Genomic DNA, 24,712 nt, shown 5'->3' on the forward strand with positions numbered 1-24,712 from the left:
GAGCCATCCGAAGATCGTTTCACGACCTTGATCAACATCTCAAACAGGCCCTAGGTCGCGTGGGCCCGCGAGAAGCCCCGGCTCACCTTTCAGATCGTCAAACGCACCGATGACACAGCGGGGTTCGTGTGCTGCCGCGCAGATGGGCGGTGAAGCGGACGCTCAGCTGGCTGATGCGCTCGCGCTGCCTGGTGCGCGACTACGAAACACTGCCGGCCATGCACGAAGCCATGGTGCTGTGGTCGATGACCATGCTCATGAGCGGTCGCCCGGCCGGATGCCGCCCGGCCGGATGCCGCCCGGCCGGATGCCGCCCGGCCGGTTTCGGACGGCCGGCACCGCGAGAGCGGTGAACACTCCCGGCGGCACCTGGAGTGCCCATCCTCGCTCCACCAGGCGTTTCGCCTTCGACCTTCGCCGGGATGGCCTCCAGTCCCAGCGCGACGGCCAGTTACTGGCAGCGCATGCCCTCCGTAGTCTCCGGGACCTGCCGCGGATCACCTACCGGGGCCTGGACCTCGACGAGGGGCTGCTCCAACTCGCCGCCCGCCCCCCCACGACGAGGACGACGCCCAGTTCTGGCACGGCGACATCCGTACCGATCTGCCTGACAGTCCCTTCGACATCCTGGAGTGGGCCTCGCGGTGGAACGAGTCGCGCTGGCCGTACCGGATGAGTTTCTTCCACAGCGAGCAGCGGGACGACCGGCAGGTCTGCGAGGCGATGGACCTGACGGCCGACGGTGCCCACCGCGTGGTCAAGGGGGGCAGGGGGCTGGGATTCACCAGGTCAATGGCCCGTTCCCGAGCGTGAGATGGCGCATGAGCCCAGGAGTGAGACGCGGCGACGGGATGAGAACCGGAGGACACAGGGTTACCCGCCTGTTCAGGGCAACGGTGGTGGGCGGCCGAACGCGGAACACCGGGTTGCCGTCAAGGAATTTGTGGCGCCGGTTGAACCGGTCGGCGGTAAGGGGGTCGTTGTGGTCGGCTCAGTGCTGGATCTTGTCCCGACGTGCGTAGGGCCGGTCCAGGGCGTGCGTGATGGTGGAGTGCTTATTCGAATGCGGGGCAACCTTGCTTGGGAGCATGGGTGCAGCGGCACCTCGGAAGTCACATTTCGACGGTCGACCAATTGAGGATGATAAGGGCCTCTGAAGTAAACGACTCTCAGCTCAGGGGAGTTGGCCTCCCAGGAGGCGGAACGGCCCGCAGTAGCTCCCACGGTGAACGGGAGCCGGGCGCCCACACACCAACATCTGCCGGTCGACCAGGTGCAGCCGCTGGTGCTTGGCGAATTCCCGGCCAGGCTGCGAGATACCGCCGTTGGTCAGTTTCACCGCGACCTCCGCCCCATGCATGAGAAGAACAGGGTCGAGCTGTGGTTCACCCCGACCTGCGCCTCGTGGGCGAACCCGATCGGGGCACACTTCGGGCCGCTGAGGCATTTCACCATCGCCAACGCCCACCACCCCGACCACACCGTGCAGACCCGGGCCCTGCACGCCTACCTGCGCCGGCGCGCGGCAAATACCCGCCACCCGATGTCCTCGCCGCCCAGCGCAAAGAACGCGCCCGCGTCCGCAGCGAAGGGGGGGGCACCCGCTGGGGAGGGCGCCCCCTTCAACGCCCCCTTCAACCCGCAGGCTGACAGGTTGCCCGCGCACTGACGAGAGCGCCATTCGGGCGCCTCTTGCTGGCTCGACGCTCCAATCCGGGTCCGTGTCCCTGCCGAAAGCGTGGAGACCTCAACGCGTGACGGAGCGTGGGGCGGGTCAGTAGTACTGGACCAGGCAGAATTCGTGCTCTTCGGGATCGGCCATCACGACGACCACGCCTTCGTCGTAGTCGTGCCGTTCGCCGGTGAACCGGCCGCCGAGGGCGATGACCTGGTCGATGCCCTGGTCGATGTCGTCGACTGCGACGTCGAGGTGCAGGCGTACCTTTCCGTGCTTCGGCTCGGTCACGGGCTGGAAGTTGAGGCGGGGCTGAGCTTCGCCGGGATGGCCGAGGTAGACCCAGCCGGGCCGGGACGGCATTTTCGGTCGGTCCAGCAGTGCGGACCAGAAACCTGCGACCTGTTCCACGTCGACGCAGTCGATGGTCATTCCGACCCAGCGGTTCGTCATGTCGTCAGCTCTCCTGTGTTGTCGGGTGGAATGTCGGCGGCTCGGGCTTCCTCGGCCCGGCAGCCCATGGGACGAGGGGTAGCACTGCACCGTGAGCCGGGTGCGAGGCTCCCTGGCGAACCAGTTGCCCAGAGAGTTCCGCGGCCGCGTCCGCGGGTGTGGTCCGGCGGGTCCGGGCCATGTGGAAGACCTGCCGGAGCGTGGTGGCGATGGCGGAGAGACGCTCGGTTAGCTGTTCCTCGGATTCCCTGCGCAGGTCGACACCGGTGGCGTGGATGACTCCTCCCGCGCCGACGACGACGTCCGGCGCCCAGAGGATTCCGCGTGCGGCGAGGAGGCGGGCGGTGGCCGGTTCGTCGAGTTGATTGTTGGCCGGGCCGGCGACGGCGGCGCACTGCAGCAGCGGCACCGTGTTGGCGGTCAGTAGGCCTCCGAGCGCGGCCGGTACGAGGATGTCGACCTTCATCGCGAGTGCGTTGTCCGGATCCATCCAGGTCGCGCCCAGCTCCGCGGCCAGGCTGCGGGCGGCCGGGTTGATGTCCGTCACGACGAGCCGCGCGCCAGCCCGGTTCAGGAGTTGGGCCACGTGGGCGCCGACCGCACCGAGGCCGATCACCCCGAAGGTCCGGCCGGCGAGCTCCGGTGAGCCGAAGGCCTCGTCGGCCACCGCGCCCAGTGCCGCGAGGGTGCCGCGCGCGGTGTGGAGGGAGGAGTCGCCGCTGCCGCCGTCCTCGACGGGCCGGCAGCAAACATGCGTGGTGCGTTCGCCGATCACGGACATGTCGGCCGGGCTGCTTCCCACGTCCGGGCCTGCGATGTAGCGGCCGCCGAGTGATTCGATCGCGTCGCCGAGGTCGTGGAGCAACGCTGTACGCCCCGCGCCGGCTATCCGAGTCGTGGTGGGGAGGGCGACGACCGCCTTCGCGCCTCCGTGGTCCAGACCGGCCAGCGCATTCTTCTCGGTCATCGCCGCCGACAGCCGCAGCGCGTCCGCGATGGCGGCAGCGGGGTCGGGGTAGTGAGCGATCCGGCACCCGCCGGCGGCCGGGCCGAGCGCGGTCGAGTGGATCGCGATGGTGATCGCGAGGCCGCTGCGGCGGCCGCGCACGATCTGCACCAACTCGTGCGAAGGATCCGGGATGTGGTGGGCCAGAGCTTCCTTAAGTGCGGCTGTCATGGCATGAAGCTAGCCGTTCCGACAGAGGTTACGACCATAGGCCGAATAGAGTTCGGTACCCGGGGCCATAATCGCCGCATGGACGAACTTGATTCGGCGATTGTCCGGCATCTGCAGCGCGATGCGCGGCAGTCCAACCGCGACCTAGCCCGCACCCTCGGTATCGCCCCCTCGACCTGCCTCGAACGCATCCGCGCACTGCGCGCCCGCGGAGTCATCACCGGCTACCATGCCGCTGTCGATTCGGCCGCCCTAAACCGCCACGTCCAAGCGCTCGTCCACTTTCAGATCCGCCCTCTCAGCCGGGCGGTCATCGAGGCGTTCAAGACCTATGCGGCCGGCCTGCCCGAGGTCAGCACGGTGTATGTCGTCACCGGCGGCGACGACATGATCGTGCACGTGTCCGTGCCCAGCGTGGACTACCTCCATGGCTTCCTCATGGACAAGTTCACCGAGCGCCGCGAAGTCGTCGGGTTCCGTACCTCTGTGATCTACCAACACACCCACAATCAGGTGCTCGCACCCCTCACACCTTGACCCGCCGGGCGGGGCCCTGCGCCCGTTCGCCGGCCCCGGTGCTGATGATCCGTGCCCGTGGATAGCCGGCTCACTCGTCGGCGCCCTCGTCGTCATCGTCGAGCTCGACCGCGACCGGCTCGCGTAAAGGTCGCAGGTTGCCGCCGGTCGGGGTAGAGGCGGGGAAGCTGTAGCGGCCGAGCACGTTGACGTCGCGGTGCTTGAGCGGGGAAGGTCGAGCGATGCCCTCGTCGCGGATCTCGTGGCCCTTGGCGCGGAGCTGGGCGATGGCGGCGTCGATGTACCTGTTGGTCCAGAGGACCACGGCGTTGAGGACCAGGCCGAGGGAGCTGAGCCGGTCCTCCATTCCGTCCCTATATGCCTGGTGGACGGTGCCGCGCCTGCCGTGACACACGTCGCGGGCCAGCTTGTGCCGGGATTCCTGCACGGTGAGCTGCCGGTTCATCTGTCGGCGGTGGGTGTCGTCGATCGGGTCGAGGACGCGGAGCGGGTGTTCGGGCCGGGCGATCCGTCCGTACTCGGCGAACGCCTGCCCCAGCGTGGTGGGGGCCGGCCGACTGCTGGACAAGGCCCTGACCGAGGCCGGGATCGATCGGGACAGTACGTATGTCACCAACGCGGTGCGGCATTTCAATTTCACCCTCGCCGAAAGCGGCAAACGCCCTATCCACAAGGCGCCGGACCTGCGGGAGTTGACCGCTTGCCGGCCCTGGCTCCGGGCCGAGCGCCTGATCCGGCCGGACGTGGTGATGGCCCTCGGTGCGACGGCCGGAAAAAGCGCTGCTCGGACGCTCGTTCCGCGTGACCAGGGACCGCCGAACACTGATCCCGCTGCCGGATGAGGATGGGCGCAACGAGGAGGCGGAGAGCTGTGTGGTGGCGACGCTGCATCCTTCGGCCGTGCTGGGCTCCCCCTGACAGGGAAGCCGCGTACGCGGGCCTGGTGGCAGACCTGGAAGTCGCCGCGAGAGCTTTGCCGAAGGGGCCGTCGAGAGCAGCGCCCGGTGCTGTGTCAGAGTTTCTCGCCGCTGCTGAGGGGGACCCGGTTCGTAGCCGAAACACGGCAGTACGTGAAGGGACCGGCCCCGAACCGGCCGGACGCAGAAAGAAGATGAGGTGCAGTGACCGCGGATGTCAGGACGAAGATCACTACACGCCAGCCGGAGACGGGCTGGGCGAAAGCCCGTCGTCGGCGCGGGAAGGGTGTGCGTACCTCCCTGCCGGCGAGGGTCGACGGAGGCGCTCAACAGGACCAGCAGGGCACAGAGTGGAACATCGTCAGGGGCGAGGACTGACCGGCGCCTCGAACCGCGCTTTGGATGCCGAAATCCCGGGCGAGTTCTTGCACTCCCGTGCGGTGCGTCTTGAGGGGCCGGTGGCGCGGTCCGCGCGCAATCCGAGTTGGCCTTGTGTCGCCGTGCCCGGCTGTCGAGGCCTTGGAAGGAACACCTGCGCCCTCCTAAGGCGGTCGAGCAGGGGGCCGATCCGTCGTCGCGCGGAACGCGAGTCGTGCCTCTCGCCCGGTGCGTCGATGAGTCGTTGGGTTCCTCCGATGGGCCGGTCTGCCTCTGGGGGGAGCAAACTCTTGACTACCCGGTGGGGGTGGAGTGGAAGTGTGGACGGGTCCACGACTACGAGGCCGCATGAGATCACGCCGGGCGGGATCGAGGCCGGCCGCTATCGGCCGGTGGTGTCGAAAAAGCGGATGTCGTCAGCGGTGGTGACGCGCGCGGCCATGTTGCGTTCCATCATCCTCAGGGCGGCCTCGGGCAGGTCCTGATGGATATGGGCGACCGCGTCGCGAGGCACCGTCACCCTCAGATGTCGGATGTGGGCATCAAGCGCCGAGTACAGGACGCACTGGTCGGCGACCTGCCCGCACATGACCGTGTGGTCCACGCCCTGCTGGCTGAGCAGATAGTTCAGCGGGGTCTCGTAGAAGGCCGAGTGCCGTGCCTTGACGACGAACAGCGACGTCTCGTCCGGGACGATGGCTCGCACCAGGTCAGCGTGTGGTCCGCGGAGCGCGGTCTCCAGGAGTTCGCCGTGATGGGAACGCCACTGTCCGAAGTTGTCGTTGACGTAGATAACCGGACGTCAGCCCTGCGCGCGTGGTCCACCAGCCTGGTGACAGTCGGCAGACATGCCCTCACCGAAGGAAGCAGCAGATCGGCGTCATCGTGGTCGTAGGTGTTGATCATGTCGATGACGATCAGAGCGGTCTTTGCCATGCCTTCCACCCGCATAGTCGACGGCTTGTCTGCGGCCGGTCGGTCGACGGCAGGCTGCCGGACCTGCCGCAGGGGTCGGGCGGGAGCGCGCGGGTACTCGATCAGGGACATCGTGCGCCTGGGGCGAGCGCGTCGTGCTGGGGCTCGCGTCCCCTGGAAGGCGTGGAAAGGTCGGTTTGACGTGACGGACAAGGACCCGCTGCGGAGGTATCGCGGCAAGCGCGACTTCGACCTGACCAGGGAACCTCGGGGCCGGCCCGGCGCCGGTGGCGGGGATCCACGCTTCGTGGTGCAGATCCATGACGCGAGCACGATGCACTTCGACTTCCGACTCCAAGTCGGTGAGGTACTGAAGTCCTGGTCTGTACCGAAGGGACCGTCCGCCGACCCCCGGGACAAGCGGCTCGCCGTGCCCACAGAGGACCATCCGCTGGAGTACGAGAACTTCGAGGGCGTGATCCCTGAAGGCGAGTACGGCGGTGGAACCGTCATCGTCTGGGACCACGGCACCTACCGGCCGCTGAGCCATGACCGGCGCGGCCGGCCCGTTCCCTTCGATGAAGCGCTCGAACGCGGACACGCCACCTTCTGCCTCGACGGCTTGAAACTGCGTGGCGAGTACGCGCTCACCCGATTCCGGGGCGGAAAGGAGGGCGGTGAGCGCGAGGCCTGGCTGCTGGTGAAGGCCAAGGCCGAAAGCGCCCGTACGGCAGGCCGCGCGGCCCCCGATCCGCGCCGGGCCCGCTCGGTGCGCAGCGGACGTACGCTCCACCAGGTCGCCGCGGAAGGGCGAGGAGCTGAGGAACGATGAGCGACCTGCCGGGCATGTTGCCCGCCCGGGAGGCCCGACCGCTGCGCGAGGCACGGCCGGGCCGGGAGCTGGCCGCGGGCCCGATGCTTGCCACACTCAGCGACCGGCGGGACTTCTCCGAAGAGTGGATCTTCGAGCGGAAACCTGACGGCATCCGTGTTCTCGCCGTCCGCGAGGAGACGGCGTCACGCTGCTCTCCCGTACGGACAGACACCTGAACGCCACATATCCCGAGCGCGTCGACGCGCTCGACGCGCAGCGGTGCACGGACTTTACCCTCGACGGCGAGGTCGTGGCCTTCTCGCGTGACCGCACGGAATTCGCACGGAATTCGCGCGCCTCCAACAGCGCATGAGGCCGACCAGGCGTCGGGACATCGAGGCGACCCGTGTCGCAGTGACGTACTACGCCTTCGATGTGCTGCGACTGGAGGACTCGAACACGAGGTCCCTGCCGCTGCGCACCCGCAAGTTCCTGCTTCGCCGCGCACTGACCTATCGCGCCCCACTGCGGATGACGTCCCACCGGAACAAAGGCGGCGCCGAGTTGCTGGCGAACGCCTGCACCCGAGGCTGGGAGGGGCTCATCGCCAAACGGGCGAACAGCCACTATCAACAAGGGCGTTCAAAGGACTGGCTCAAGCTCAAGTGCTCGCTGGGTCAGGAATTCGTCATCGCGGTTTCACCGAACCGGCCGACAGTCGGGTCGGACTGGGTGCGCTACTGATGGGCTACTACGAGCGTGAGCGACTCCGCTACGCGGGCAAGGTCGGCACCAGCTTCGACCGGCCGGAGCCTCCTCGATGAACCGAGCACCACAGTGGCGCCGTCCGCCGTCCGCCGTCCGCCGTCCGTGTCCGCGAAGCGCGCCCCCACTGGGCCGAGCCGCCTCTCATCGCGCAGACCGCCTTCACCGAGTGCACCCGCGACGGCATGTTGCGCCACCCGGGCTTCCTTGGGCTGCGTGACGACAAGGCCGCACGGGACGTCGTCCGCGAACGTCCCTCCACGCTCACGGCGGGATGAACGTACTCACGACAGGCCCGCCAGCACCCGGTCCGGCGTCAAGGGCAGTTCGCGGTACCGGACACCTGTGGCGTGATGGACTGCATTGCCGACGGCCGCCGCCGTACCGACGATCCCGATCTCACCGACGCCCTTGCTGCCCATCGGGTTGAGATGGGGATCGTCCTCGTCGATCCAGTGGGCCTCGACCGCGGGTACGTCGGCGTGGACTGGAACGTGGTAGGCGGCCAGGTCCGCCTCGGTGAAGTCACCGAACGCGGCATCCATGGTGCTGTTCTCGGTGAGGGCCATGCCGAGGCCCATCGTCATACCGCCGATGAACTGCGAGCGGGCGGTACGGGCGTTGAGGATGTGCCCCGCGGCGTACACGCCCAGCAGACGGCGGACCCGGACCTCCCCGGTGACCGTGTCAACGCTGACTTCGGCGAAGTGGGCGCCGAAGGCGTGCCGCGCGTAGCCGCTGTCGGCGTCCGCGCTCCCTTCTGTGTCGGCGCTCGCGGTGAGACCCGGCTCGGGCAGCTGTCCCGTGTGTTCCGCCAGACCGGCGCGCAGCCGGGTGCATGCCTCGTGAACCGCCCAGCCCCACGAGGCTGTGCCCGAGGAACCGCCGGCCAGTGGCGCCGACGGAAGGTCACTGTTCCCGATCTCGGTACGGACTCGTTCCAACGGGACGCCGAGCGCATCGGCGGCGATCTGCGCGAGGACGGTGCGGGCTCCGGTGCCGATGTCGGTCGCGTTGACTCGCACCGTGAAGCTCCCGTCCGGCAGCGCCTGCGCTGTGGCGGTGGAGGGCTGAATCAGCACCGGGTAGACGGCGGCGGCCACGCCCGACCCCACGAGCAGAGGACCGGCAGAACGCAAACCTGGACGGGGGTCGCGGTGCGCCCAGTCGAAGAGCCGGGCACCCTCGCGCAGACACTCGACCAGGTGCCGACTACTGAAGGGCTTGCCGCTGTCCGGCTCGGTGTCCGGCTCGTTCGCGATGCGCAGTTCGACCGGGTCCATGCCGAGCGCGGTCGCGAGTTCGTCCATGGCCGATTCCAGGGCGTACATGCCAGGTGCCTCGCCGGGCGCGCGCATCCAGGACGGGCTCGGAACATCCAGCGGCACGACACGGTGGCTGGTACCGCTGTTGAGTGAGGCGTACATGACGCGGGCCGGTACGGCGGCCTGCTCGACGAACTCCTTGATACGGGACGTGTGGGTGGTGACCTCATGGAGGAGCGAGGTGAGGGAGCCGTGTTCGTCCGCGCCGAGGCGGACCCGGTGCAGGGTGGGTGCGCGATGGCCGACGAGGGCGGGCATGAGGCGGCGGGGGAGGGCCACCGTGACAGGGCGTCCGGTCTGGCGCGCCGCCATCGCCGCGAGCACCACGTGCGGGCGTGGCGTCCCCTTGGACCCGAAGCCGCCGCCGACGTGTTCGGATCCGACGACGACCCGGTCCTCGGGGAGCCGGAACAGTGCGGCAAGTGTCGCGCGTACGACTGTGGTGCCCTGGCTGGAGTCATGCACGACGAGTCGGCCGTCGTCCCAGCGGGCGGTGGCCGCGTGCGGCTCCATGGGGTGGTTGTGCAGTGGTGGCACCTGGTAGGCGGTGTCGACGCTGACCGCGGCGGACGCGAACGCGCCCTCAGGGTCGCCGCGTTCCCGGAGCCCGGGGAATCCGCCGTTGGCCTTCTCGGGGATGTACGCCCCGGGGTGGCTGTCCGTGAGCGTCACGTCATGGTCCTGCGCGTCGTATTCGACCCGGACCGCTACGGCCCCGGCTCGGGCGGCTTCCAGCGTCTCGGCGACGACCACGGCGATCGGCCAACCGCGGTGCGGCACACGGGAGTTCTGCAGGACGGCGAGCGTGGGATCGTCGCCGTCGGCGAGCTTGGGAGCGTTCTCGTGGGTGAGCACCGCGAGGACCCCGGGGGATCGCAGCGCGCCGTTGGTGTCGATCGCGCGGACCGAACCACGGGCGATCGCGGGGGGGACGATCCAGGCGTGCACCCGACCGGGGACGGTGTGCTCGGCGGCGTAACGGGCGCGGCCGGTGACCTTGTCCCGACCCTCGCGGCGCTCGGCGGGCGCGCCCAGCGCGGTGGGCGTGTAGGTCATGGAGTCCTCCTCGTGGTGCCGGTCTGGAAGGTCGGTCAGGTGCTGGTGGTCGGCGGTGCCAGCCGGGTCAGCGCATCCAGGGCGAGATTGCGGGCGAGGCGCACCTTGTAGGCGTTGTCGTGCAAGGGCTGGGCGGCGGCGAGTTCGAGGTCCACGGCGCGCTCGAAGGTGGCGGTCGTGGGCGCGCAGCCCAGTAGTGCCTCCTCCGTACGCCGGGCGCGCCAGGGCCGGTGGGCGAGTGCGCCGAAAGCGATCCCGACGTGCTGGACGACACCGTCACCCGTCCGCAGCACCGCCGCGACGGAGGCGAGGGCGAAGGCGTACGAGGCGCGGTCCCGGGCTTTGCGGTAGAGGGACGGCAGCCCGGCGGTGGCGGCAGGCAGCACGACCGCGGTGATGAGTTCGCCGGGGCGGATCTCGGTGTCCCGCTCCGGGTGGTCACCGGGCAGCCGGTGGAACTCGGCGACGGGGACGGCGCGTTTGCCGTCCGTTCCGTGCAGTTCGATGTACGCGTCGAGGGCGGCCAGCGCGACGGCCATGTCGGAGGGGTTCGTGGCGATGCACTGCGGCGAGTACCCGAGCACCGAGTGGTCTCGGTGGACGCCGTCCAGGGCGCCGCAGCCGCTGCCCGGCTCCCGCTTGTTGCAGGGCTTGCCGGTGTCCTGGAAATAGGGGCAGCGGGTGCGCTGAAGAAGGTTGCCGCCGGTGGTGGCGATGTTGCGCAGTTGCCCGGAGGCGCCCGCGAGGAGCGCCTGTGAGAGCACCGGATAGCGGTCGCGGACCAAGGGGTGGGCCGCGAGGTCGCTGTTGCGGACGGTGGCCCCGATCCGCAGCGCGCCGTCGGGCATCTCCTTCACCGAGCCGAGGGGCAGCCGACTGACGTCGACGAGGGTGGTCGGCTGTTCCACGCCGAGTTTCATCAGATCCACGAGATTGGTGCCGCCGCCGAGGTACCGGGCGCCGGGATGCGAGGCGTACGCGTCGGCCGCCTCCTCGACGCTGTCGGCGCGTACGTATGCGAAGGGCTTCATGGGATCACGTCCTCGACGGCTTCCACGATGTTCGGGTAGGCGCCGCAACGGCAGAGGTTGCCGCTGAGCCGCTCGCGAATCTCGTCCCGGCTCAGTGTTACGGGTGGCCCGGACGGGGCGCCCGGATCGGTGACGTGGGAGGGATGACCTGCCTCGGCCTCGGCAATCGCGCCGACGGCGCTGCAGATCTGCCCCGGGGTGCAGTAGCCGCACTGAAAGGCGTCGCGGTCCAGGAAAGCGCGCTGGAGTGGATGGAGTCCCTCGCCGTCCCCGCCGAGTCCCTCGACGGTCGTGATGTCGCCGCCGTCGAGGGCGACGGCGGGCAGCAGACAGCTGTTGGCACGGCGGCCGTCGACCAGGACCGTGCAGGCGCCACACTGGCCATGGTCACAGCCCTTCTTGGCACCGATGAGGTCGAGGTCCTCGCGGAGCACATCCAGAAGCACCGAACGATGGTCGACGGTGAGCGTGTGCGGTTTGTCGTTCACCCGCAGAGTGACCTCCGAGTGGTACCGGTCGCGCCGGGCGGAAGTGCCGCGCGCGGGGTCGTCATGCATGGAAGACCTCCGGTGGATGTGGGTACAGGCCGGTGGACGGGGCGTTCGGGGAGGCAAGTCAGCAGGGCTACGGGGATACGTCGTCCTCGTCCGGGATTCGATGGACGGCCGCCTCTTCCGCGGAGGCCGCGCCACCGTCGACGCCCACATCGCGGGCGAGCAGGCCGCTCTCGGTGTCCTCGTGTGCGCCCTCGTCAGGGGAAACCAGCCGGCCCGCCCGGCCCGCCCCCACCTCGCTGTCCAGTGGCTCACCCTCCCCGCCCGGCTCTTCCAGCGCCGGATCCGCAAGCTCCTCAGTCAGCCTCTCGTCCAGGCTCTCGCCCTCGCGCTGCTCACGCGGGGTCGTGCCCTGGTGCTCCACCCCGAGCGGACGCTCGGGCGGTGACCAGCCTTCCTCGTAGGGGTCGCTGCCCCGGTCGATGAGCGTGTCCTCCGGATCGAGGATGCCCTCGTCCTCACGGTCCTCGGGGCCTTCGGGCTGGTAGACCTCGTCACCCGCGACATCCTTGTAATTCCCACTTCCCATGATGCGTGTACCTTTCGGATGGATTTAGGTGCCTTAAGTCCGCGTATCCAGGTCGGCCCGGTCCACACCTCTCCGCCTGGGAGTGTGGAGTGTGCGGGAGGATGCGGAGCGCGGCAGGGACGCCGAGGTCGTGGATCTGTTCCGCAAGGCCCGGGCGGACGGCCGCAAGGGCTCGGCTGTGAAGACTCTGACGCTGGAACCTGGCCGGGACGGATGTGGCTCCCTTCCCGCTTGTTGAAGCCGATGGTGCCGCCGGAGCATGTCGCGCGCAGCTGAAACCGCCGCCGTCCACGTGACGTCGAGGAGCCGGGCGATCGCCGCACAAAGCCCGATCGCCCTCGCCCGGTGTCCTTCTCGAAAGCCGTGGCGGCCACGAGCGCGCCCGCACAGACCCGGCCGGGCAGTCAGCCATCTGCTCGGTCCGCAGCAGGGCGGCCACGAGGACTGCCGGGGAGCGCGTGCTGGGGTGGGGGCGTAGGCGATGAAGCCCGGCCGTGCTCGGCGTCCTGCTTGGAGTCGACGGCGTCGGCAGAGCTAGTTTGCCGGTGCCTTCCGCCCGTCGACATCGAAATCGCACTCATCACCGAATGGTTGGCCCAAACGCCTCGGAGGTGGTGCGGAGCGCGCTGTGGCCGTCGTGCCAGGCCCGAAGGAGTTCCGTGCTGAGCCGGTCCTCCAGCAGACTGGTCGCCTGGACGCCGAAGACGATGTCGGGCTCGAGGCGGGGCTCGCTCTCCAGGAGTCCGCCGATCACGTCGTGGCGTACGACTTGCTCGTGGACGGCGTCCGCCTCGACGTGTTCGTCGTAGAACCGTTCGGCGGCTGGGCCCACGCCCAGGCGGCGCATGGCCTTGGCCAGTCGGCGTGAGCCCGGTGAGGACGTCACCTCGACGGTGGCGAAGTGCCCGACGAGCGCGCCGCGCAGCGCCCGGTGCAGCCCGAGCAGGGACATCAGATTGACGGTCGCGAGTGCCTCGGCGGGGGCGGCGTCGAGGTAGTGGCCGTAGGCGGTCTCCAGACCGAGGTCTTCCATGAGGTCGGCGAAGAGCCGGGCATGGATGTCGTTCGCGCGCCCCGCGCCGAACTCGTCGAACTCGACCGCTACCATCGCCGCTTTGGCACGGCCGTACAGGCGGGGGAGGACCCAGGCGTGCGGATCCGCCTCCTTGAGGTGGTAGAGCGAGCGCAGCGCCGAATACTCCCTGAGCTGGTGCAGTCCGCCCTCGCGCTGCAAGTAGTGCGTGACACTCGTGCCGGGGTCGCCGACGGGCTCGACCAGCAGTTCGTCGAGGGCCTGCCGTGCCGGCATCGGGCCCGGGACGTCGGCGCGCAGGGCGGTGAGGAAGCGTTGTTCGAGTGTGCGGCGCAGGGTCAGGAGGTCCGGGTCCCACTCGCGGCTGTCGTGGACGCCGTCGAAGCCCTGGTAGTGGAGTTCGTACAGGACGTAGAGGGCGAGCTGTACGTCGTCCCCGTAGGGATCGGCACTCGCTGTCTCCTGCGGCGGTGGCGCGTCTCCGTCGCGCAGTGCGGAGATGACGGCGGAGGAGAGCACGCCGCGCGGCGGGGGCAGCGGCGGGCTCTTGAGCCGGGACTCCCGGTGGGCGGACATCACACGGTTCCTTTCGCCTGGGGCCCTGTTTCCTCGGCGGCGGTCTGAGCGGCGACGGCCGGAGGGTGGCACGTCCCGCCGCCGGGCTCCTGGCTATCCGGCTCCCGGTCGTCCGGCTCCCGACCGCCCGGCTTCTCGCGTCGGCGGTGGCTGGTGTCGCACCAGGGGTAGGTGCGGCTGCGTCGGCAGGTGCAGACCGCGACGGTGAACCGTCGTGAGACGGTGACGCTGCCGTCGTCCGCGACCACCTCGACCGGCCCCTCCACGAGCAGCGGCCCGTCGGGGTCGACCCTGACACGGCGCGGACGCTCAGGCGTGTTCGGCACGGATGACCACCACTTCTTCCAGGTCTTCGTCGGTCAGTAGGCCCTCGCGGCGCAGCCAGGGCAGCCGGGACCGTAGTACCGGTCCGAACGGGATCAGCGCGCGATCGGTGACCGTCGCCGCCATCCCGGCCTGCGCGAGCCGCTCGAGAGTGGCTTCGGCGTCGCAGAGGCCCGAGTGCACGACGAGCAGGACACCGGAGCGCCGCACGGCCAAGGGCGCTGCGTCACAGATCCGGTTAATCAGCGCGCGTCCGTCGCGCCCCGCGTCCCAGGAGCGCGCCGGGCCACGTCGGGGCAGGCGGTCGAGGGGGGAGGGGACGTACGGGGGATTGCTCACGACCAGATCGAAGGAGTGGCCCGGGACGGCGGCCGTCAGATCGCCGTGCCGTACGGTGACGCGCTGCCGGGAGACCGTCGCGTTCACACGTGTGGTCAGCACCGCGCGCCAGGAGATGTCCACGGCCGTCACCCGCGCTCCCCGCCGCGCCGCCGCCACGGCGAGGGCCCCGGTCCCTGTTCCCAGATCCAGTACCTCCGATCCGGGCGGCAGACTCTCGCGGTACAGTGCCCGCGCCAGGAGCCGGGTGTCGTGCTGGGGCCGGTACACGCCGGGCGGCGTGATCAGACGGGCCGGGGCAGGGAGCGGGAGCGTTTCGGCGGTCATGCGCACCTCCGTGTGTGAGCACCTCGTGTGACGACTCGGTTCACTCCTGTCCCACCCTTCGCTCATCAGGAGCCCTCACCACTCGGCCCGTGGCGTCAGGTGATCAGGCGGAGACAATCAGGAGCGGCTGACGAGGCAGTGGCCGTGGTGATGCGTTACGCGTCAAGGGCTTCGGCGTCGCAGGCATCCCGTGAGCAACTCGGATCTCCTTCCGCACCAAGGGTCTGGTGTGCTCCGAGTGCCCTGAAGCCGGTGATCCAATCGGTGATCCACACCTTGTCCGGACCACAGCGGGGGCGGGCGCGCGAGGACAGGGGGAGCGACGCCGCTGTTTGCAACGCCCTCTGTGCGGTCGCGCACCTATGACGCCTTCGGTGCCGCGATCATCCACGGCTCGGTTCTGGAGTGGGCTTCTGCCCGGTTCGGGCGCTGCGAGGCCAGCGCGTCGGGCGGGAGGCCGTACTGCGGAGCCGGGGAGACGGTGGCGTCGTCCCCAGGCCCTGCCATCGGGGCACCACGGTGATTCGCTGGTCGTGCCCTCGCTGCCTGACCTGGCGCTGAAGCCGCGGGACGGGCGTGACATGGATTCTGTCCCTGTGGGAACTCGGGAACCTCCGAAGCCATGACACATCAATAAGCCCGTCGGCCGGTGTAGGCGTTGCATCGCGGTGGCCTTGACCACCGCACGTCTTCTTCGAAGGGCACGTCGAGATGCACTCGTCCACGGATCGGTCGCGAGCCCCCGTGATCGACGGTCTCCCGAAGAGCTGGTTCATGCCCGAGAAGGGGGTCGGCGGTCTAGCGAAGAACGAGAAAGGCAATGCCCATGACGGACGCCGGTCACCAGAACCCCGTCGAGCGTCATCCTCGGCCGGACTTCCCGTCGCAGGACCAGCAGCATCCGGGGTGGACCGGCCCGATGGATCCGCCGCCGGACCACGGCGAGGACTCCTATCAGGGCAGCGGGCAGCTGGCGGACCGGAAGGCCGTCCTGACCGGCGGCGATTCGGGCATAGGGCGGGCCGTCGCACTCGCCTACGCACGCGAGGGTGCGGACGTCTTGTTCACCTACCTGCCCGAGGAAGCCGAGGAGGCCCGCGAGACCGCTCGCCTCGTTGAGGAGGCCGGCCGTAAGGCGATCGCGGTCCCCTGCGACATCCGTGAGGAGGAGGAGTGCCGCCGGCTTGTCGAACGCGCGGTGGCGGAGTTTGGGCACATCGACATTCTGGTCAACAACGCCGCGTACCAGATGTCGCAGTCCGAGGGCATCGGCGCCATCTCCACCGAGCAGTTCGACCGGGTGGTGCGAACGAACCTCTACGGCATGTTCTGGCTGTGCAAGCTGGCTCTGCCGCACATCCCCGCGGGCGGCTCGGTCATCAACACCACGTCGGTGCAGGCCTACAAGCCGAGCCCGCACCTCCTCGACTACGCAATGACCAAGGGCGCGATTGTGACGTTCACTCAGGGCTTGGCGCAGATGCTCGCCTCCGACGGGATCCGCGTGAACGCGGTGGCCCCCGGCCCGGTCTGGACACCGCTGATTCCCGCGACCATGCCTGACACCACCGAGTTCGGGAAGCAGGCGCCGCTGGGTCGGCCTGCCCAGCCCGCCGAAATGGCCCCCGCCTACGTCTTCCTCGCCTCCCAGCGAGCGAGCTTCATCACCGCGGAGATCATGAACGCCACTGGTGGCACGCCCCTGCCCTGACGCCACCGGCGGCACGTCCCTGCCCCGCCCGCAGACGGACACTCTGACGGCGGACATCGTCCGCCTCAAGAAGGCCGACCGGACGCTGCGTTCGCAACACGCGGCCGAGCAGGAGGCGCGCGCAACCTTCGCCGCGTACGCCAACCCCATCCAGGCTCTGAGCCTGCGAAACGCCGAACTCGAAGCGGGAAATGCCCATTCCGGCGGCAGCGTTCGAAGCGTCGCGGGGAGGGAGGCCACGTAGCCGCCGTGGTGGAGAGCTTCGCGCAGGGTTGAACTCGGTCGTCTGATCTGGATGCCGGTCGGGCGCGAGGACGGTGGCGTAACGCGGTGCTGCCATGGCAAGCGCGGACAGATCATGCAATGAGCGTCGCAGCTTCCGGGGCGGGTGTCCGTCTGGGGTACAGGGCCGGCTATCTGCGGTTGCGCCATGTGGGCGGGCATGACCGGAAGCGATGCCGCGTGCAGGCAGCGGCGGGGATCGAGGGCCCGGGTTGCGTGCCCGCCGGGATGGATGTGTCAGAGCACGGCGAGTCGGTCCACCAGGAGTTCCACCCTCTGTTCGGTGTCCTCCGGCGGCAGCCGTCCCGCCCGGGTCAGGGTCGCAAGACCGTGCAGGGACGCCCAGAACACCTCGGTGAACAGCCCCGGGTGGACGCCGTCCCCGGCGACTTCGCCGAGGCTCTCCAGCAGGGCGGCGAAGGCGTCCTTGAGAGGTTCCGGGGTGTCCTCGTCCGCGAACGCCAGGCCGCCGTCGAGCTGGAACATGGCGTCGTAGACCGCCGGATGCCGCTCGGCGAAGTCGAGGTAGGCGCGGGCGAGGGCGTATACCTGGGCGCGCGGGCCGTCGGCGGCGGCGGTCGCGGCCCGCACCACCGCGGCCATCTCGGTGGCGCCCTCCAGGGCAACGGCGCCGATGATCTCCTGTTTGCCACGGAAGTGGCTGTAGAGGACGGGCTGGCTGTACTCGATGCGCTCCGCGAGCCGGCGAGTGGTGACCGCTTCCCAGCCCTTCTGCTCGGCGAGTTCGCGGGCCGTCGCCACGATGAGGCGCTCACGGTCCGCCCGTTCACGCTGCTTGCGTTCCTGTACCGACATAACCCGATCCTAGCATCGCTAGACAATCGAGCGGCAGTAGTACTAGCGTAGCCTCGTCAGCTAGCGGCGCTAGATCCCTGGAGGAGTCGGCATGCTCAACGCATTCAAGGTCTTCACCACCGTGGTCGTCGGCCTGATGGTGGGGGTCGAGTTCTCCGTCGCCTTCGTCATCAACCGGATCCTCGACGCCCTCCCCGAAGACAGCGGCCAGCTCGGCCGCGCCCACGGGGGCCGGATGCTCGGCGCCCTGATGCCGGTCTGGTACATCGGCTCGCTCGTCCTCGTCGCGCTCTGGGCCGTCGCCGGAGGGGACCGCCACGGCGCCGGCCTCGTCGTCACCGCCGACGCGCTTCTGATCCTCAGCGTGATCATGTCGCTCCTGCTGCTCGTCCCGATCAACAACCGGAACAAGACGTGGACCCCCGAGAACCGGCCCGCCGACTGGAAGCAGCAGATGAACCGCTGGGACCGCTTCCACTACGTCCGCGTCGCCGTCATCATCGCCGCCTTCGCCCTGCTCGTCGCCGCCCTCGCCTGAGCCCGTGGGATCAGACGCCCAGTGCTTCGGTGCCCGCGACACCCACTGACCGATAGCGAGAGGAAGTACCGAAAATGGCCAAGCTGCAGAGTCTCGACCCGCACACGCCGATGTTCGCGCAGTTCAAGGAAAAGACCGGGCCCATTGTCCTGGCCAACACCTTCTTCGTCCCGAAGGAGAGGACCGAATCGTTCCTGGCCCTCTTCCGGAGGCAGGCCGAGTTCATGAAGGCTCAGCCGGGATTCGTCTCCCTGGAGATGCACAAGGGAACGGCGGACAGTCAGCTTCTGATGAACGTCGCGGTCTGGGAGTCGACCGAGGCGCTCGCCACGGCGTTCGGCAGTCCGGAGTTCCAGCGCATGGCGGCCGAGTTCCCCGACGACATCGTGTCGTACCCGCACATCTTCGAGCAGATCGACGCGTGAGACGGCAGCCGTAGTCGGGGGAGGGTGGCCGGAGAAGCCCCGCCCTCCCTCGGGCAGTCACGCATCCGCACCCTGCCGGGTTGCCAAGACCGCCGACCAACCCGCCAAATATGGCATGGCCCCGACAAGGAGTTCCTATGGCCGTGGAACTGAATCACACCGTCATCCCCGCCCTTGACCCGGAAGCCTCGGCGCAGTTCCTGGCTGGCATCCTCGGCCTGAGTGTCGATCCGCCGGCGGCGCACTTCACGCCGGTCACGCTGGCCAACCAGGTCAGCCTGGACTACGACCAGCTGGACGACTTCGAGCCACACCACTACGCGTTCATGGTCAGCGAGGAAGAGTTCGACGCCGCCCTCGACCGTATCCAGGACGGTGGAATCACCCACTACGCCGATCCCGCATGCCATGAGGATGGGCAGATCTACCGCAGCGAGCGCACCGAAGGCCGCAGGGGTACCTACTTCCGTGACCCCGACGGACATCTCATGGAAATCCTCACCCCGGGCGGTGCCGGGTCGTGAGGCCGGTGGCGGCTCAGCGGATCACGCCCTCGTTGGTGATGGCGGGATTGCGTTCGCAGCCGCGGCGATGCGGCGATGCCGGTCAGCCACGTCAATGTCCGTTCTCCCCGTCTGCAGGGCAGCACCGCGAAGCGCTTCTGGTGTGCGGGTCTATGGACGCCCCCGAGGAAGCGGTTTTGTCCGCCCCGCCCGCACCGGTCCGCGTCATCTGGCACGTCACCGGCCGCCCCAGCCACGCTCGCCACATCCGCCGCGTCCGCGGCTGAACCCCGCCCCACCGAGCCTGAACGTCCAAGGAGAAGAACCATGTCGCTGAAGAACATCAACACCGTGCTGGCCACCGCCATCACCCTGTTCGTCCTCTATCTCGGGCTGTCCTTCATCCTGACCCCCGAGACGTCTACTCCGGGTGTCGGCCTGCCGGACTGGCCCGCCGGCGACGGCGGCGGCTTCCTTGTCATGAAGGGCATCCGCGAATTCGCGATGGGCCTGGTCATCGCCATCCTGCTGGTGACGGGCCACCGCCGCGCTCTGGGCTGGGTGCTGCTGATGGAGGCCGTCGCACCGTTCGGCGACATGATCAACGTCTTGGCCCACCACGGCTCCCTCGCCGCCGCGTTCGGCATACACGGCCTGACCTCGGCGCTGATCGCGATCACCGGCCTGCTGATCCTCCGCGAGACCCGCAAGGCCGACAAGGCCCCCACCCCAGCGCCCGCCGCGCAGGCCGCCTGACAGTTGCATGCCCAGCGGGGGTGGCCCGGTCTCATGGCCGGGCCACCCCTTATCTGTCAGCGCCCGCGGGGGAAGGCCAGGCAGAAGGTCTTCTTCCAGTAAGCGTCGGCTTGACGGCTGAGGCGGCCGGTCGAGCCGAACCCGCCCCCGTCCCGATTCTCATAAACGGGGGGCCCTTTGCCCGAGCAAGATCAAAGACAGCGTCCGGGTGGTCGCGAACCGGCGGTTCGGTTCGCAGAACTCGTTCTCACTCAAAGGCGGGTTCGGGATGCTTCTGAGAATTGTTTGTGACCGCATCCGGTGCCATGACGGCCCCTCAAGAAGCCTCCCCGAGCGAGGCGGACGACGTCGAGCGCCACCCCTGCCCGCGCTGCCGGGCCGAACCCCGCTCGCCGTGCCGCTCGCGCTCCGGCGCGGTCGCCGGCACCTACCACACCGGCCGCTTCACCAAGGTGCCCTGGCTCGTGAGGACGGACGAGGCCATCGACTTCGTGCGCGCCGTCGACCCCGGATCTGGCATTAACGAGCACCGTAGGCTTCGACATATTCGATCGACACCCTGATCTTGATCGGGTTGGCTGAGTGGCATGCCAGAGCTGCGCACCGATCGTCTTCTGCTCCGCCGGTGGCGGGACTCCGACCTCGGACCGTGGGCGGCTATGAACGCCGATCCTGAAGTCCGAGAACACCTGGGGGAGCTGCTGACGCGGGAGCAAACCGATGCCGCGGTGGCGCTCATGCAGGGAGAGTTTGACGAGCGAGGTTTTGGGTGGTGGGCGCTCGAAGCACGGGAGACTGGTGAGTTCATCGGCCGTGCCGGCTTGGACGAGGTGGGCGAGGACATGCCGTTCGCGGGGGTGGATATCGGTTGGCGGTTGATGCGTTCGGCGTGGGGCCACGGCTACGCCACTGAGGCCGCCCTGGCCTGCCTGGCTTTCGGCTTCGAGGTCGTCGGGCTGCCGGAAGTGGTGGCGTCGACGACCGTCCACAACCTGCGTTCCCAGGCAGTGATGCGCCGGATCGGCTTGACCCGGGATCCGGCCGACGACTTCGAGGATCCGAGCGTCCCCGAGGGGCCCCTTCGCCGCTGTGTGCTGTACCGGATCTCCCGCAGAGATGCTCACGACCTACACCACGCGGCCGGGCACGGCACCTGACGGCGTTCGTGGGCCGCGCTATGCCGAGAGAGCGAGGTATCCCGATGACGGTGGATTGACGGCCGAGGAACGGGCTCGGCGTGAGCAAGTCCGGCTCGCAACCGCTGCCCTGGTCGAAGATGGGGCCACTGACCGGGAGGTGGCCCGACGGTTCAGGGTGACCCGGATGTCGGCGAACCGCTGGCGGCGGGCGTTGACTTCAGGGGGGCGGCAGGCTCTGGCCTCCAAAGGACCCGGCGGCGCCCGCTGCAAGCTCGATGCGGGACAACTCCGCGTGCTGGAGACCGTGTTGGATGCTGGCCCGCCGCTTCGGGCTGGAGTGACCCGTGCTGGACGCTGGCCCGGTTCCCCGAGATCGTGCGCCGCCGGTTCGGTGTCGCGGACCCCCTGGCCGGGCTGGACCTGCTGCTGCACCGCATCGGCTGGAGCGTGCACATCCCCTCCCGCAAGGCCACCGAGCGCGATGAGGAGAAGATCACCGCCTGGAAGGACGAGGAGTGGCCCGTCATAAAAAAACGGCGGCGGACCTGGGCGCCTGGCTCTGCTTCGAAGACGAAGCGGGCCAGGGGCTGAGGCCGCCCAAGGGTCGAACCTGGGCCGCCGAGGCCACACGCCCGTCGTGCGGGTCACCGCCGCAGGCACCAAACGCGTCTCCATGGCGGGAATGATCTGCACCAAGCCCGGCCACCGGCCCCGGCTGATCTACCGCATCCACCTCGGCCGTGGGCCCACCAAAGGTCGGCGCAAGGGCTTCACCGAGACCGACTACGCTGCTCTGCTCGACGCCGCACACCAGCAGCTCGGCGGCCCGATCGTGCTGGTCTGGGACAACTTGAACACGCACGTCAGCCGCACCATGCGGAAGCTGATCGCCGCCCGATTATGGCTGACTGTCTACCAACTCCCGGCGTGCGCACCTGAGTTCAATCCGGTCGAGGGCGTGTGGCCGCACCTGAAACGGTCCCTGGCCAACCTCACCGAACACAACCTCGACCAGCTCACCGCTGGTGAAGACGCGGCTGAAGCGGATGCAGTACCGACCCGGCCTCATCGACCTCCTCGCCAAGACAGGCCTCGACCTCCAACCGCCGTAACCCCAGCCATTGAAGATCTCTAGAGGGCGTCTGAAAAGCCGATCAGCGGGCACGTTGCCTGGTAGCGGGGTGGTGGCGCATTTTCGGGGGCTGGGGTGTGCGGGCTGCGGACCCGTTACTCGACGGATCTGTCCGATGCGGAGTGGGAGATCCTCCGTCCGTTGGTTCCGGCGGTCAAGGCTGGTGGACGACCGGCGAAACACGCCCGGCGGGAGATCCTCAACGCGCTGGCGTACTGGCTGCGGACCGGCTGTGCCTGGAGACTGTTGCCGCATGACCTGCCGCCGTGGCAGACGGTCTACCACTACTGGCGGCGATGGCAGCAAGAAGGCGTGTGGGAGCGGATGTTGACGGCGTTGCGTGAACGCGAGCGGGTGCAGCTCGGCCGTGATCCCACTCCCAGTGCCGCCATTGTGGACAGTCAGAGTGTTCGGGCCGGTGAGCCGGTGGCCTGCATGGCTACGACGGCGGTAAGAAGGTCAGCGGCATCAAGCGCCACCTGCTCGTCGACACCCGCGGCACCGTCCTGGTCACCTGCGTGAGCCCGGCCGGCGTCGGCGACCGTGATGGTGCCGTGGTGCTGTTCGCCCGGGCTGCCGATGCCTTTCCGCGCCTACGACACGTGTGGGCGGACCAGGGCTACCGCGGCGCCGACTTCCACGCCTGGGCCCGGGAAGCCATCGGCATCACCGTCGAGGTCGTGCAGCGCCGCGACGGAGGATTCCGCTCGACCTGGGCGAGGGTAGGGACACCGCCACCGGCAGTGCCCCTCTTCGCGGTGGGCCCGCGCCGTTGGGTGGTGGAGCGGACATTTGCCTGGCTGGGACGGTGCCGCCGCCTGTCAAAGGACTACGAGTACCTGCGCGTCTGCTCGGAGAACGCCATCTACCTCTCCATGGCCATGCTCCTCGTGCGCCGCCTCGCAAGACCGGCCCGCTGACCGGCTTTTCAGACGCCCTCTGGATCTATTCGGCCCAGGCACGCCCCAGCTGGGTACGGAAGGTGGCGGGCTTTCGCCCGATCAGCTCGGCCAGCGTCGAGTCGACAGCGGTGAACTCGCCATTCCGCGCCGCGGCGAAGATGCTCAGCATCAGGTCGGCGATCGGGGCCGGGGCGCCGTGCGCCAGTACCTGCTCTCGGAAGACGTCGTCGGGGACGACGGTGCGGGTGAAGGGCCGTCCGGTGGTCTCGGACGCGATCTCGGCGATGGTCTCGAAGTCGAGCGCCGCCGGGCCTGTGAGCGGCGGGGTGGGCCCCTCGAAGCGAGCCTTCTCGGCGAGGATCACCGCAGTGGCCTCGGCGAGGTCATCGTGGCCGGTCCAGGCGACGGGGCCGTCGGCAGGGAGGGCGATGTCGCCGGTGTGGCGAGCGGACTCCAGGAACTGCAGGGCGCTGGAGGCGTAGAAACCGTTGCGCAGCGCGGTCCAGGGCAGCCCGGTGGCGTGCAGCAGGTCCTCGGTCTGGGCGTGGTCCCGGCATGCCTGGAAGCGGGCGTCGTGGGCGGCGCCCATCTGGCTGGTGTAGAGGATGCGGCCGACGCCGGCCTGCACGGCGGCGTCGATGGCGGCCCGGTGGCCTCTGACGCACTCCTGGCCTGTGCGGTCGAGGGAGACGAGGAGCAGTTGCTCGGCACCCTCGAAGGAGTGTACGAGCGAGGTGGGGTCGTCGAAGCTGCCCTGCCGGACGCGGACGCCGCGGTCGGCGAGGTCCTGGGCCTTGCGAGGGTCGCGGACGCTGATGCCGACGCGGTCGGCGGGGACGCGCTCCAGGAGGCGCTCGACGGTGCGGCGGCCGAGCTTTCCGGTGGCTCCGGTAACGATGATCATTGAGTTCTCCGTAGACTGTTTCCTGTTTCCGATGGAATCACAGTTACGGTAACACTGGAAATTCCGATGGAACCAGATCCTCGGTACCATCGGTTCATGGCAACGCGCGACTCAACCGACAGCCCTCGGCGCCGCATCGTCGAGGCCGCCGTCGAGCTGCTGGAGAACGGCGGCCCTGACGCGGTGAGCACCCGCGCGGTCGCGGCCGCGGCCGGAATGCAGCCGCCGGCGATCTACCGCCTCTTCGGCGACAAGGAGGGGCTTCTCGAGGCCGTCGCCGAGCACGGCTACGCGCAGTTCCTGGAGAGAAAACGCGCACAGCTCGACCCCGCCCCACAGGACCCGGTGGAGGAGCTGCGCCGCGGCTGGGACATGGTGGTCGAGTTCGGGGTCTCCCGCCCCGAGCTGTTCGCGGTGATGAACAGGGCCATCGGCCGGGGACCGGACGCAGCACACCGCGCGGGCTTGCAGATCCTCCATGGGCGGGTGCGTCGACTGGCGGCCAGGGGATGGTTGCGGGTCGACGAGGAGCTGGCCGCCCAGATCATCCAGGCAACCGGCCAGGGCGCGGTCACCACCTGGCACTCCACCCCTGCGGACCGCCGCAATCCGGCGCTGTTGACCATCCTGCGCGAGTCCATGGTCGCGGCTGTCACTCGCGCCGAGCCGGTGGTCCCCGCCTCGGAGTCCGGTCCCCCCGCGGCGGCCCGCGCGCTGCGCGCCGCCCTCCCCGACGGTGCCGATGTCCTGAGCGACGCCGAGCAGCGCCTGCTGCGTGAGTGGCTCACGCGCCTGGCGGCGGACGGCGGCGCGCAACATGCCTGATCACGCGTCAGGCGCCCTCGTGCAGGTTGAACCTCCCGAGGAGAGATCGTGCGA

General features: G+C 69.0%; 27 protein-coding genes and 6 pseudogenes. 19 read left to right on the forward strand and 14 right to left on the reverse strand.

Annotated features, from left to right (window positions below; genetic code table 11):
* Positions 1–1,363: 1,363 nt before the first annotated feature.
* Positions 1,364–1,650 (forward strand): annotated as a pseudogene (locus ACFWP7_RS30785) (IS630 family transposase); the annotation flags it as partial.
* A 124-nt stretch (positions 1,651–1,774) separates the two neighbouring features.
* On the opposite strand, the gene ACFWP7_RS30790 reads toward ACFWP7_RS30785, so the two are convergent.
* On the reverse strand, positions 1,775–2,128 hold the full coding sequence (locus ACFWP7_RS30790) for a VOC family protein (protein WP_384387930.1): 354 nt from the start codon (positions 2,126–2,128) through the stop codon (positions 1,775–1,777).
* Between the two features lie 4 nt (positions 2,129–2,132).
* The gene (locus ACFWP7_RS30795; RefSeq protein WP_384387933.1) at positions 2,133–3,305 is read right to left on the reverse strand and encodes a Glu/Leu/Phe/Val dehydrogenase dimerization domain-containing protein; all 1,173 of its coding nucleotides are present in this window, start codon (positions 3,303–3,305) and stop codon (positions 2,133–2,135) included.
* Between the two features lie 78 nt (positions 3,306–3,383).
* Between ACFWP7_RS30795 and ACFWP7_RS30800 the strand changes: the two genes are divergently transcribed.
* The gene (locus ACFWP7_RS30800; protein WP_384387936.1) at positions 3,384–3,842 is read left to right on the forward strand and encodes an Lrp/AsnC family transcriptional regulator; all 459 of its coding nucleotides are present in this window, start codon (positions 3,384–3,386) and stop codon (positions 3,840–3,842) included.
* A gap of 70 nt (positions 3,843–3,912) precedes the next feature.
* Here ACFWP7_RS30800 and ACFWP7_RS30805 read toward each other — a convergent pair.
* A pseudogene (locus ACFWP7_RS30805) lies at positions 3,913–4,389 on the reverse strand (Tn3 family transposase); the annotation flags it as partial.
* Between ACFWP7_RS30805 and ACFWP7_RS30810 the strand changes: the two are divergent.
* Positions 4,376–4,818 (forward strand): annotated as a pseudogene (locus ACFWP7_RS30810) (uracil-DNA glycosylase family protein); the annotation flags it as partial. The pseudogenes ACFWP7_RS30805 and ACFWP7_RS30810 sit on opposite strands and share 14 nt — an antisense overlap.
* A 701-nt stretch (positions 4,819–5,519) precedes the next feature.
* On the opposite strand, the pseudogene ACFWP7_RS30815 reads toward ACFWP7_RS30810, so the two are convergent.
* Positions 5,520–6,073 (reverse strand): annotated as a pseudogene (locus tag ACFWP7_RS30815) (isochorismatase family cysteine hydrolase).
* Positions 6,074–6,254: 181 nt separating this feature from the next.
* On the opposite strand from ACFWP7_RS30815, the gene ACFWP7_RS30820 reads away from it, so the two are divergent.
* The 4 genes and pseudogenes from ACFWP7_RS30820 to ACFWP7_RS30835 form a co-directional block, all read left to right on the forward strand.
* The gene (locus ACFWP7_RS30820; protein WP_384387939.1) at positions 6,255–6,884 is read left to right on the forward strand and encodes a DNA polymerase ligase N-terminal domain-containing protein; all 630 of its coding nucleotides are present in this window, start codon (positions 6,255–6,257) and stop codon (positions 6,882–6,884) included.
* Positions 6,881–7,102 (forward strand): hypothetical protein, encoded by a 222-nt coding sequence (locus ACFWP7_RS30825; RefSeq protein ID WP_384387942.1) that lies wholly within the window; start codon positions 6,881–6,883, stop codon positions 7,100–7,102. The genes ACFWP7_RS30820 and ACFWP7_RS30825 overlap by 4 nt, the downstream gene beginning before the upstream one ends.
* A gap of 133 nt (positions 7,103–7,235) precedes the next feature.
* Positions 7,236–7,610, forward strand: coding sequence for a hypothetical protein (locus ACFWP7_RS30830; RefSeq protein ID WP_384387945.1), 375 nt, complete (start codon positions 7,236–7,238; stop codon positions 7,608–7,610).
* Between the two features lie 122 nt (positions 7,611–7,732).
* Positions 7,733–7,909 (forward strand): annotated as a pseudogene (locus ACFWP7_RS30835) (ATP-dependent DNA ligase); the annotation flags it as partial.
* Positions 7,910–7,915: 6 nt separating this feature from the next.
* Here the strand turns inward: ACFWP7_RS30835 and ACFWP7_RS30840 are convergent.
* The 8 genes from ACFWP7_RS30840 to ACFWP7_RS30875 form a co-directional block, all read right to left on the reverse strand.
* A complete protein-coding gene (locus ACFWP7_RS30840) occupies positions 7,916–10,012 on the reverse strand; it encodes a xanthine dehydrogenase family protein molybdopterin-binding subunit (RefSeq protein WP_384387947.1) in 2,097 nt (698 codons plus the stop codon).
* A gap of 35 nt (positions 10,013–10,047) precedes the next feature.
* Positions 10,048–11,043, reverse strand: a complete 996-nt coding sequence (locus ACFWP7_RS30845; protein WP_384387950.1) for an FAD binding domain-containing protein — start codon at positions 11,041–11,043, stop codon at positions 10,048–10,050.
* Positions 11,040–11,600 (reverse strand): 2Fe-2S iron-sulfur cluster-binding protein, encoded by a 561-nt coding sequence (locus ACFWP7_RS30850; RefSeq protein ID WP_384387953.1) that lies wholly within the window; start codon positions 11,598–11,600, stop codon positions 11,040–11,042. Before ACFWP7_RS30850 ends, ACFWP7_RS30845 begins: the two co-directional genes overlap by 4 nt.
* A 67-nt stretch (positions 11,601–11,667) precedes the next feature.
* Positions 11,668–12,126: a DUF5709 domain-containing protein gene (locus ACFWP7_RS30855; RefSeq protein ID WP_384387955.1), complete on the reverse strand. Its 459-nt coding sequence runs from the start codon at positions 12,124–12,126 to the stop codon at positions 11,668–11,670.
* 580 nt (positions 12,127–12,706) lie between these two features.
* On the reverse strand, positions 12,707–13,735 hold the full coding sequence (locus tag ACFWP7_RS30860; protein ID WP_384387958.1) for an iron-containing redox enzyme family protein: 1,029 nt from the start codon (positions 13,733–13,735) through the stop codon (positions 12,707–12,709).
* Positions 13,735–14,061 carry a CDGSH iron-sulfur domain-containing protein gene (locus tag ACFWP7_RS30865; RefSeq protein ID WP_384387961.1) on the reverse strand — a complete coding sequence of 109 codons (327 nt, stop codon included), beginning with the start codon at positions 14,059–14,061 and terminating at the stop codon, positions 13,735–13,737. The genes ACFWP7_RS30860 and ACFWP7_RS30865 overlap by 1 nt, the downstream gene beginning before the upstream one ends.
* A complete protein-coding gene (locus ACFWP7_RS30870; protein ID WP_384387964.1) occupies positions 14,045–14,725 on the reverse strand; it encodes a HemK2/MTQ2 family protein methyltransferase in 681 nt (226 codons plus the stop codon). The genes ACFWP7_RS30865 and ACFWP7_RS30870 overlap by 17 nt, the downstream gene beginning before the upstream one ends.
* A gap of 360 nt (positions 14,726–15,085) precedes the next feature.
* Positions 15,086–15,232 (reverse strand): hypothetical protein, encoded by a 147-nt coding sequence (locus ACFWP7_RS30875; RefSeq protein WP_384387966.1) that lies wholly within the window; start codon positions 15,230–15,232, stop codon positions 15,086–15,088.
* A gap of 319 nt (positions 15,233–15,551) precedes the next feature.
* Here ACFWP7_RS30875 and ACFWP7_RS30880 point away from each other — a divergent pair, with 319 nt between their 5' ends.
* Both ACFWP7_RS30880 and ACFWP7_RS30885 read left to right on the forward strand, forming a co-directional pair.
* Positions 15,552–16,436, forward strand: a complete 885-nt coding sequence (locus tag ACFWP7_RS30880) for an SDR family oxidoreductase (protein WP_384387969.1) — start codon at positions 15,552–15,554, stop codon at positions 16,434–16,436.
* The gene (locus ACFWP7_RS30885) at positions 16,417–16,680 is read left to right on the forward strand and encodes a hypothetical protein (protein WP_384387972.1); all 264 of its coding nucleotides are present in this window, start codon (positions 16,417–16,419) and stop codon (positions 16,678–16,680) included. The genes ACFWP7_RS30880 and ACFWP7_RS30885 overlap by 20 nt, the downstream gene beginning before the upstream one ends.
* Positions 16,681–16,955: 275 nt before the next feature.
* Here the strand turns inward: ACFWP7_RS30885 and ACFWP7_RS30890 are convergent, their stop codons facing one another.
* The gene (locus tag ACFWP7_RS30890) at positions 16,956–17,534 is read right to left on the reverse strand and encodes a TetR/AcrR family transcriptional regulator (RefSeq protein WP_384387975.1); all 579 of its coding nucleotides are present in this window, start codon (positions 17,532–17,534) and stop codon (positions 16,956–16,958) included.
* Between the two features lie 91 nt (positions 17,535–17,625).
* Here ACFWP7_RS30890 and ACFWP7_RS30895 point away from each other — a divergent pair, with 91 nt between their 5' ends.
* The 9 genes and pseudogenes from ACFWP7_RS30895 (at position 17,626) to ACFWP7_RS30935 (ending at position 22,947) form a co-directional block, all read left to right on the forward strand.
* Complete coding sequence (locus tag ACFWP7_RS30895) at positions 17,626–18,072, forward strand: anthrone oxygenase family protein (protein WP_384387977.1); 447 nt, start codon at positions 17,626–17,628, stop codon at positions 18,070–18,072.
* A 74-nt stretch (positions 18,073–18,146) separates the two neighbouring features.
* Entirely contained in the window at positions 18,147–18,497 is a 351-nt protein-coding gene (locus ACFWP7_RS30900; protein ID WP_384387979.1) for an antibiotic biosynthesis monooxygenase family protein, read from the forward strand.
* A gap of 137 nt (positions 18,498–18,634) precedes the next feature.
* The gene (locus ACFWP7_RS30905) at positions 18,635–19,021 is read left to right on the forward strand and encodes a VOC family protein (RefSeq protein WP_384387982.1); all 387 of its coding nucleotides are present in this window, start codon (positions 18,635–18,637) and stop codon (positions 19,019–19,021) included.
* 306 nt (positions 19,022–19,327) lie between these two features.
* Positions 19,328–19,756, forward strand: coding sequence for a DUF4267 domain-containing protein (locus ACFWP7_RS30910; protein WP_384387985.1), 429 nt, complete (start codon positions 19,328–19,330; stop codon positions 19,754–19,756).
* 587 nt (positions 19,757–20,343) lie between these two features.
* Positions 20,344–20,913 carry a GNAT family N-acetyltransferase gene (locus ACFWP7_RS30915; protein WP_384387988.1) on the forward strand — a complete coding sequence of 190 codons (570 nt, stop codon included), beginning with the start codon at positions 20,344–20,346 and terminating at the stop codon, positions 20,911–20,913.
* A pseudogene (locus ACFWP7_RS30920) lies at positions 20,873–21,073 on the forward strand (DNA-binding protein); the annotation flags it as partial. The gene ACFWP7_RS30915 and the pseudogene ACFWP7_RS30920, both read left to right, overlap by 41 nt.
* A gap of 197 nt (positions 21,074–21,270) precedes the next feature.
* Positions 21,271–21,486 (forward strand): winged helix-turn-helix domain-containing protein, encoded by a 216-nt coding sequence (locus ACFWP7_RS30925; protein WP_384387990.1) that lies wholly within the window; start codon positions 21,271–21,273, stop codon positions 21,484–21,486.
* Positions 21,487–21,532: 46 nt separating this feature from the next.
* Entirely contained in the window at positions 21,533–22,030 is a 498-nt protein-coding gene (locus tag ACFWP7_RS30930) for a transposase (protein ID WP_384387992.1), read from the forward strand.
* A 72-nt stretch (positions 22,031–22,102) separates the two neighbouring features.
* Positions 22,103–22,947 (forward strand): IS5 family transposase gene (locus ACFWP7_RS30935; RefSeq protein ID WP_384387995.1). Its coding sequence is split into 2 segments (ribosomal slippage): positions 22,103–22,454 and positions 22,454–22,947, totalling 846 coding nucleotides; the frame shifts between segments, so codons are not numbered across the junction.
* Positions 22,948–22,972: 25 nt separating this feature from the next.
* On the opposite strand, the gene ACFWP7_RS30940 is transcribed toward ACFWP7_RS30935, so the two are convergent.
* Positions 22,973–23,833: an SDR family oxidoreductase gene (locus ACFWP7_RS30940; protein ID WP_384387998.1), complete on the reverse strand. Its 861-nt coding sequence runs from the start codon at positions 23,831–23,833 to the stop codon at positions 22,973–22,975.
* Positions 23,834–23,929: 96 nt separating this feature from the next.
* Here ACFWP7_RS30940 and ACFWP7_RS30945 point away from each other — a divergent pair, with 96 nt between their 5' ends.
* Positions 23,930–24,658 (forward strand): TetR/AcrR family transcriptional regulator, encoded by a 729-nt coding sequence (locus ACFWP7_RS30945; protein ID WP_384388001.1) that lies wholly within the window; start codon positions 23,930–23,932, stop codon positions 24,656–24,658.
* The last annotated feature ends 54 nt before the right edge of the window (positions 24,659–24,712 follow it).

Source organism: Streptomyces sp. NPDC058470, from assembly GCF_042721055.1.
In the GTDB taxonomy this organism is placed as follows: domain Bacteria; phylum Actinomycetota; class Actinomycetes; order Streptomycetales; family Streptomycetaceae; genus Streptomyces.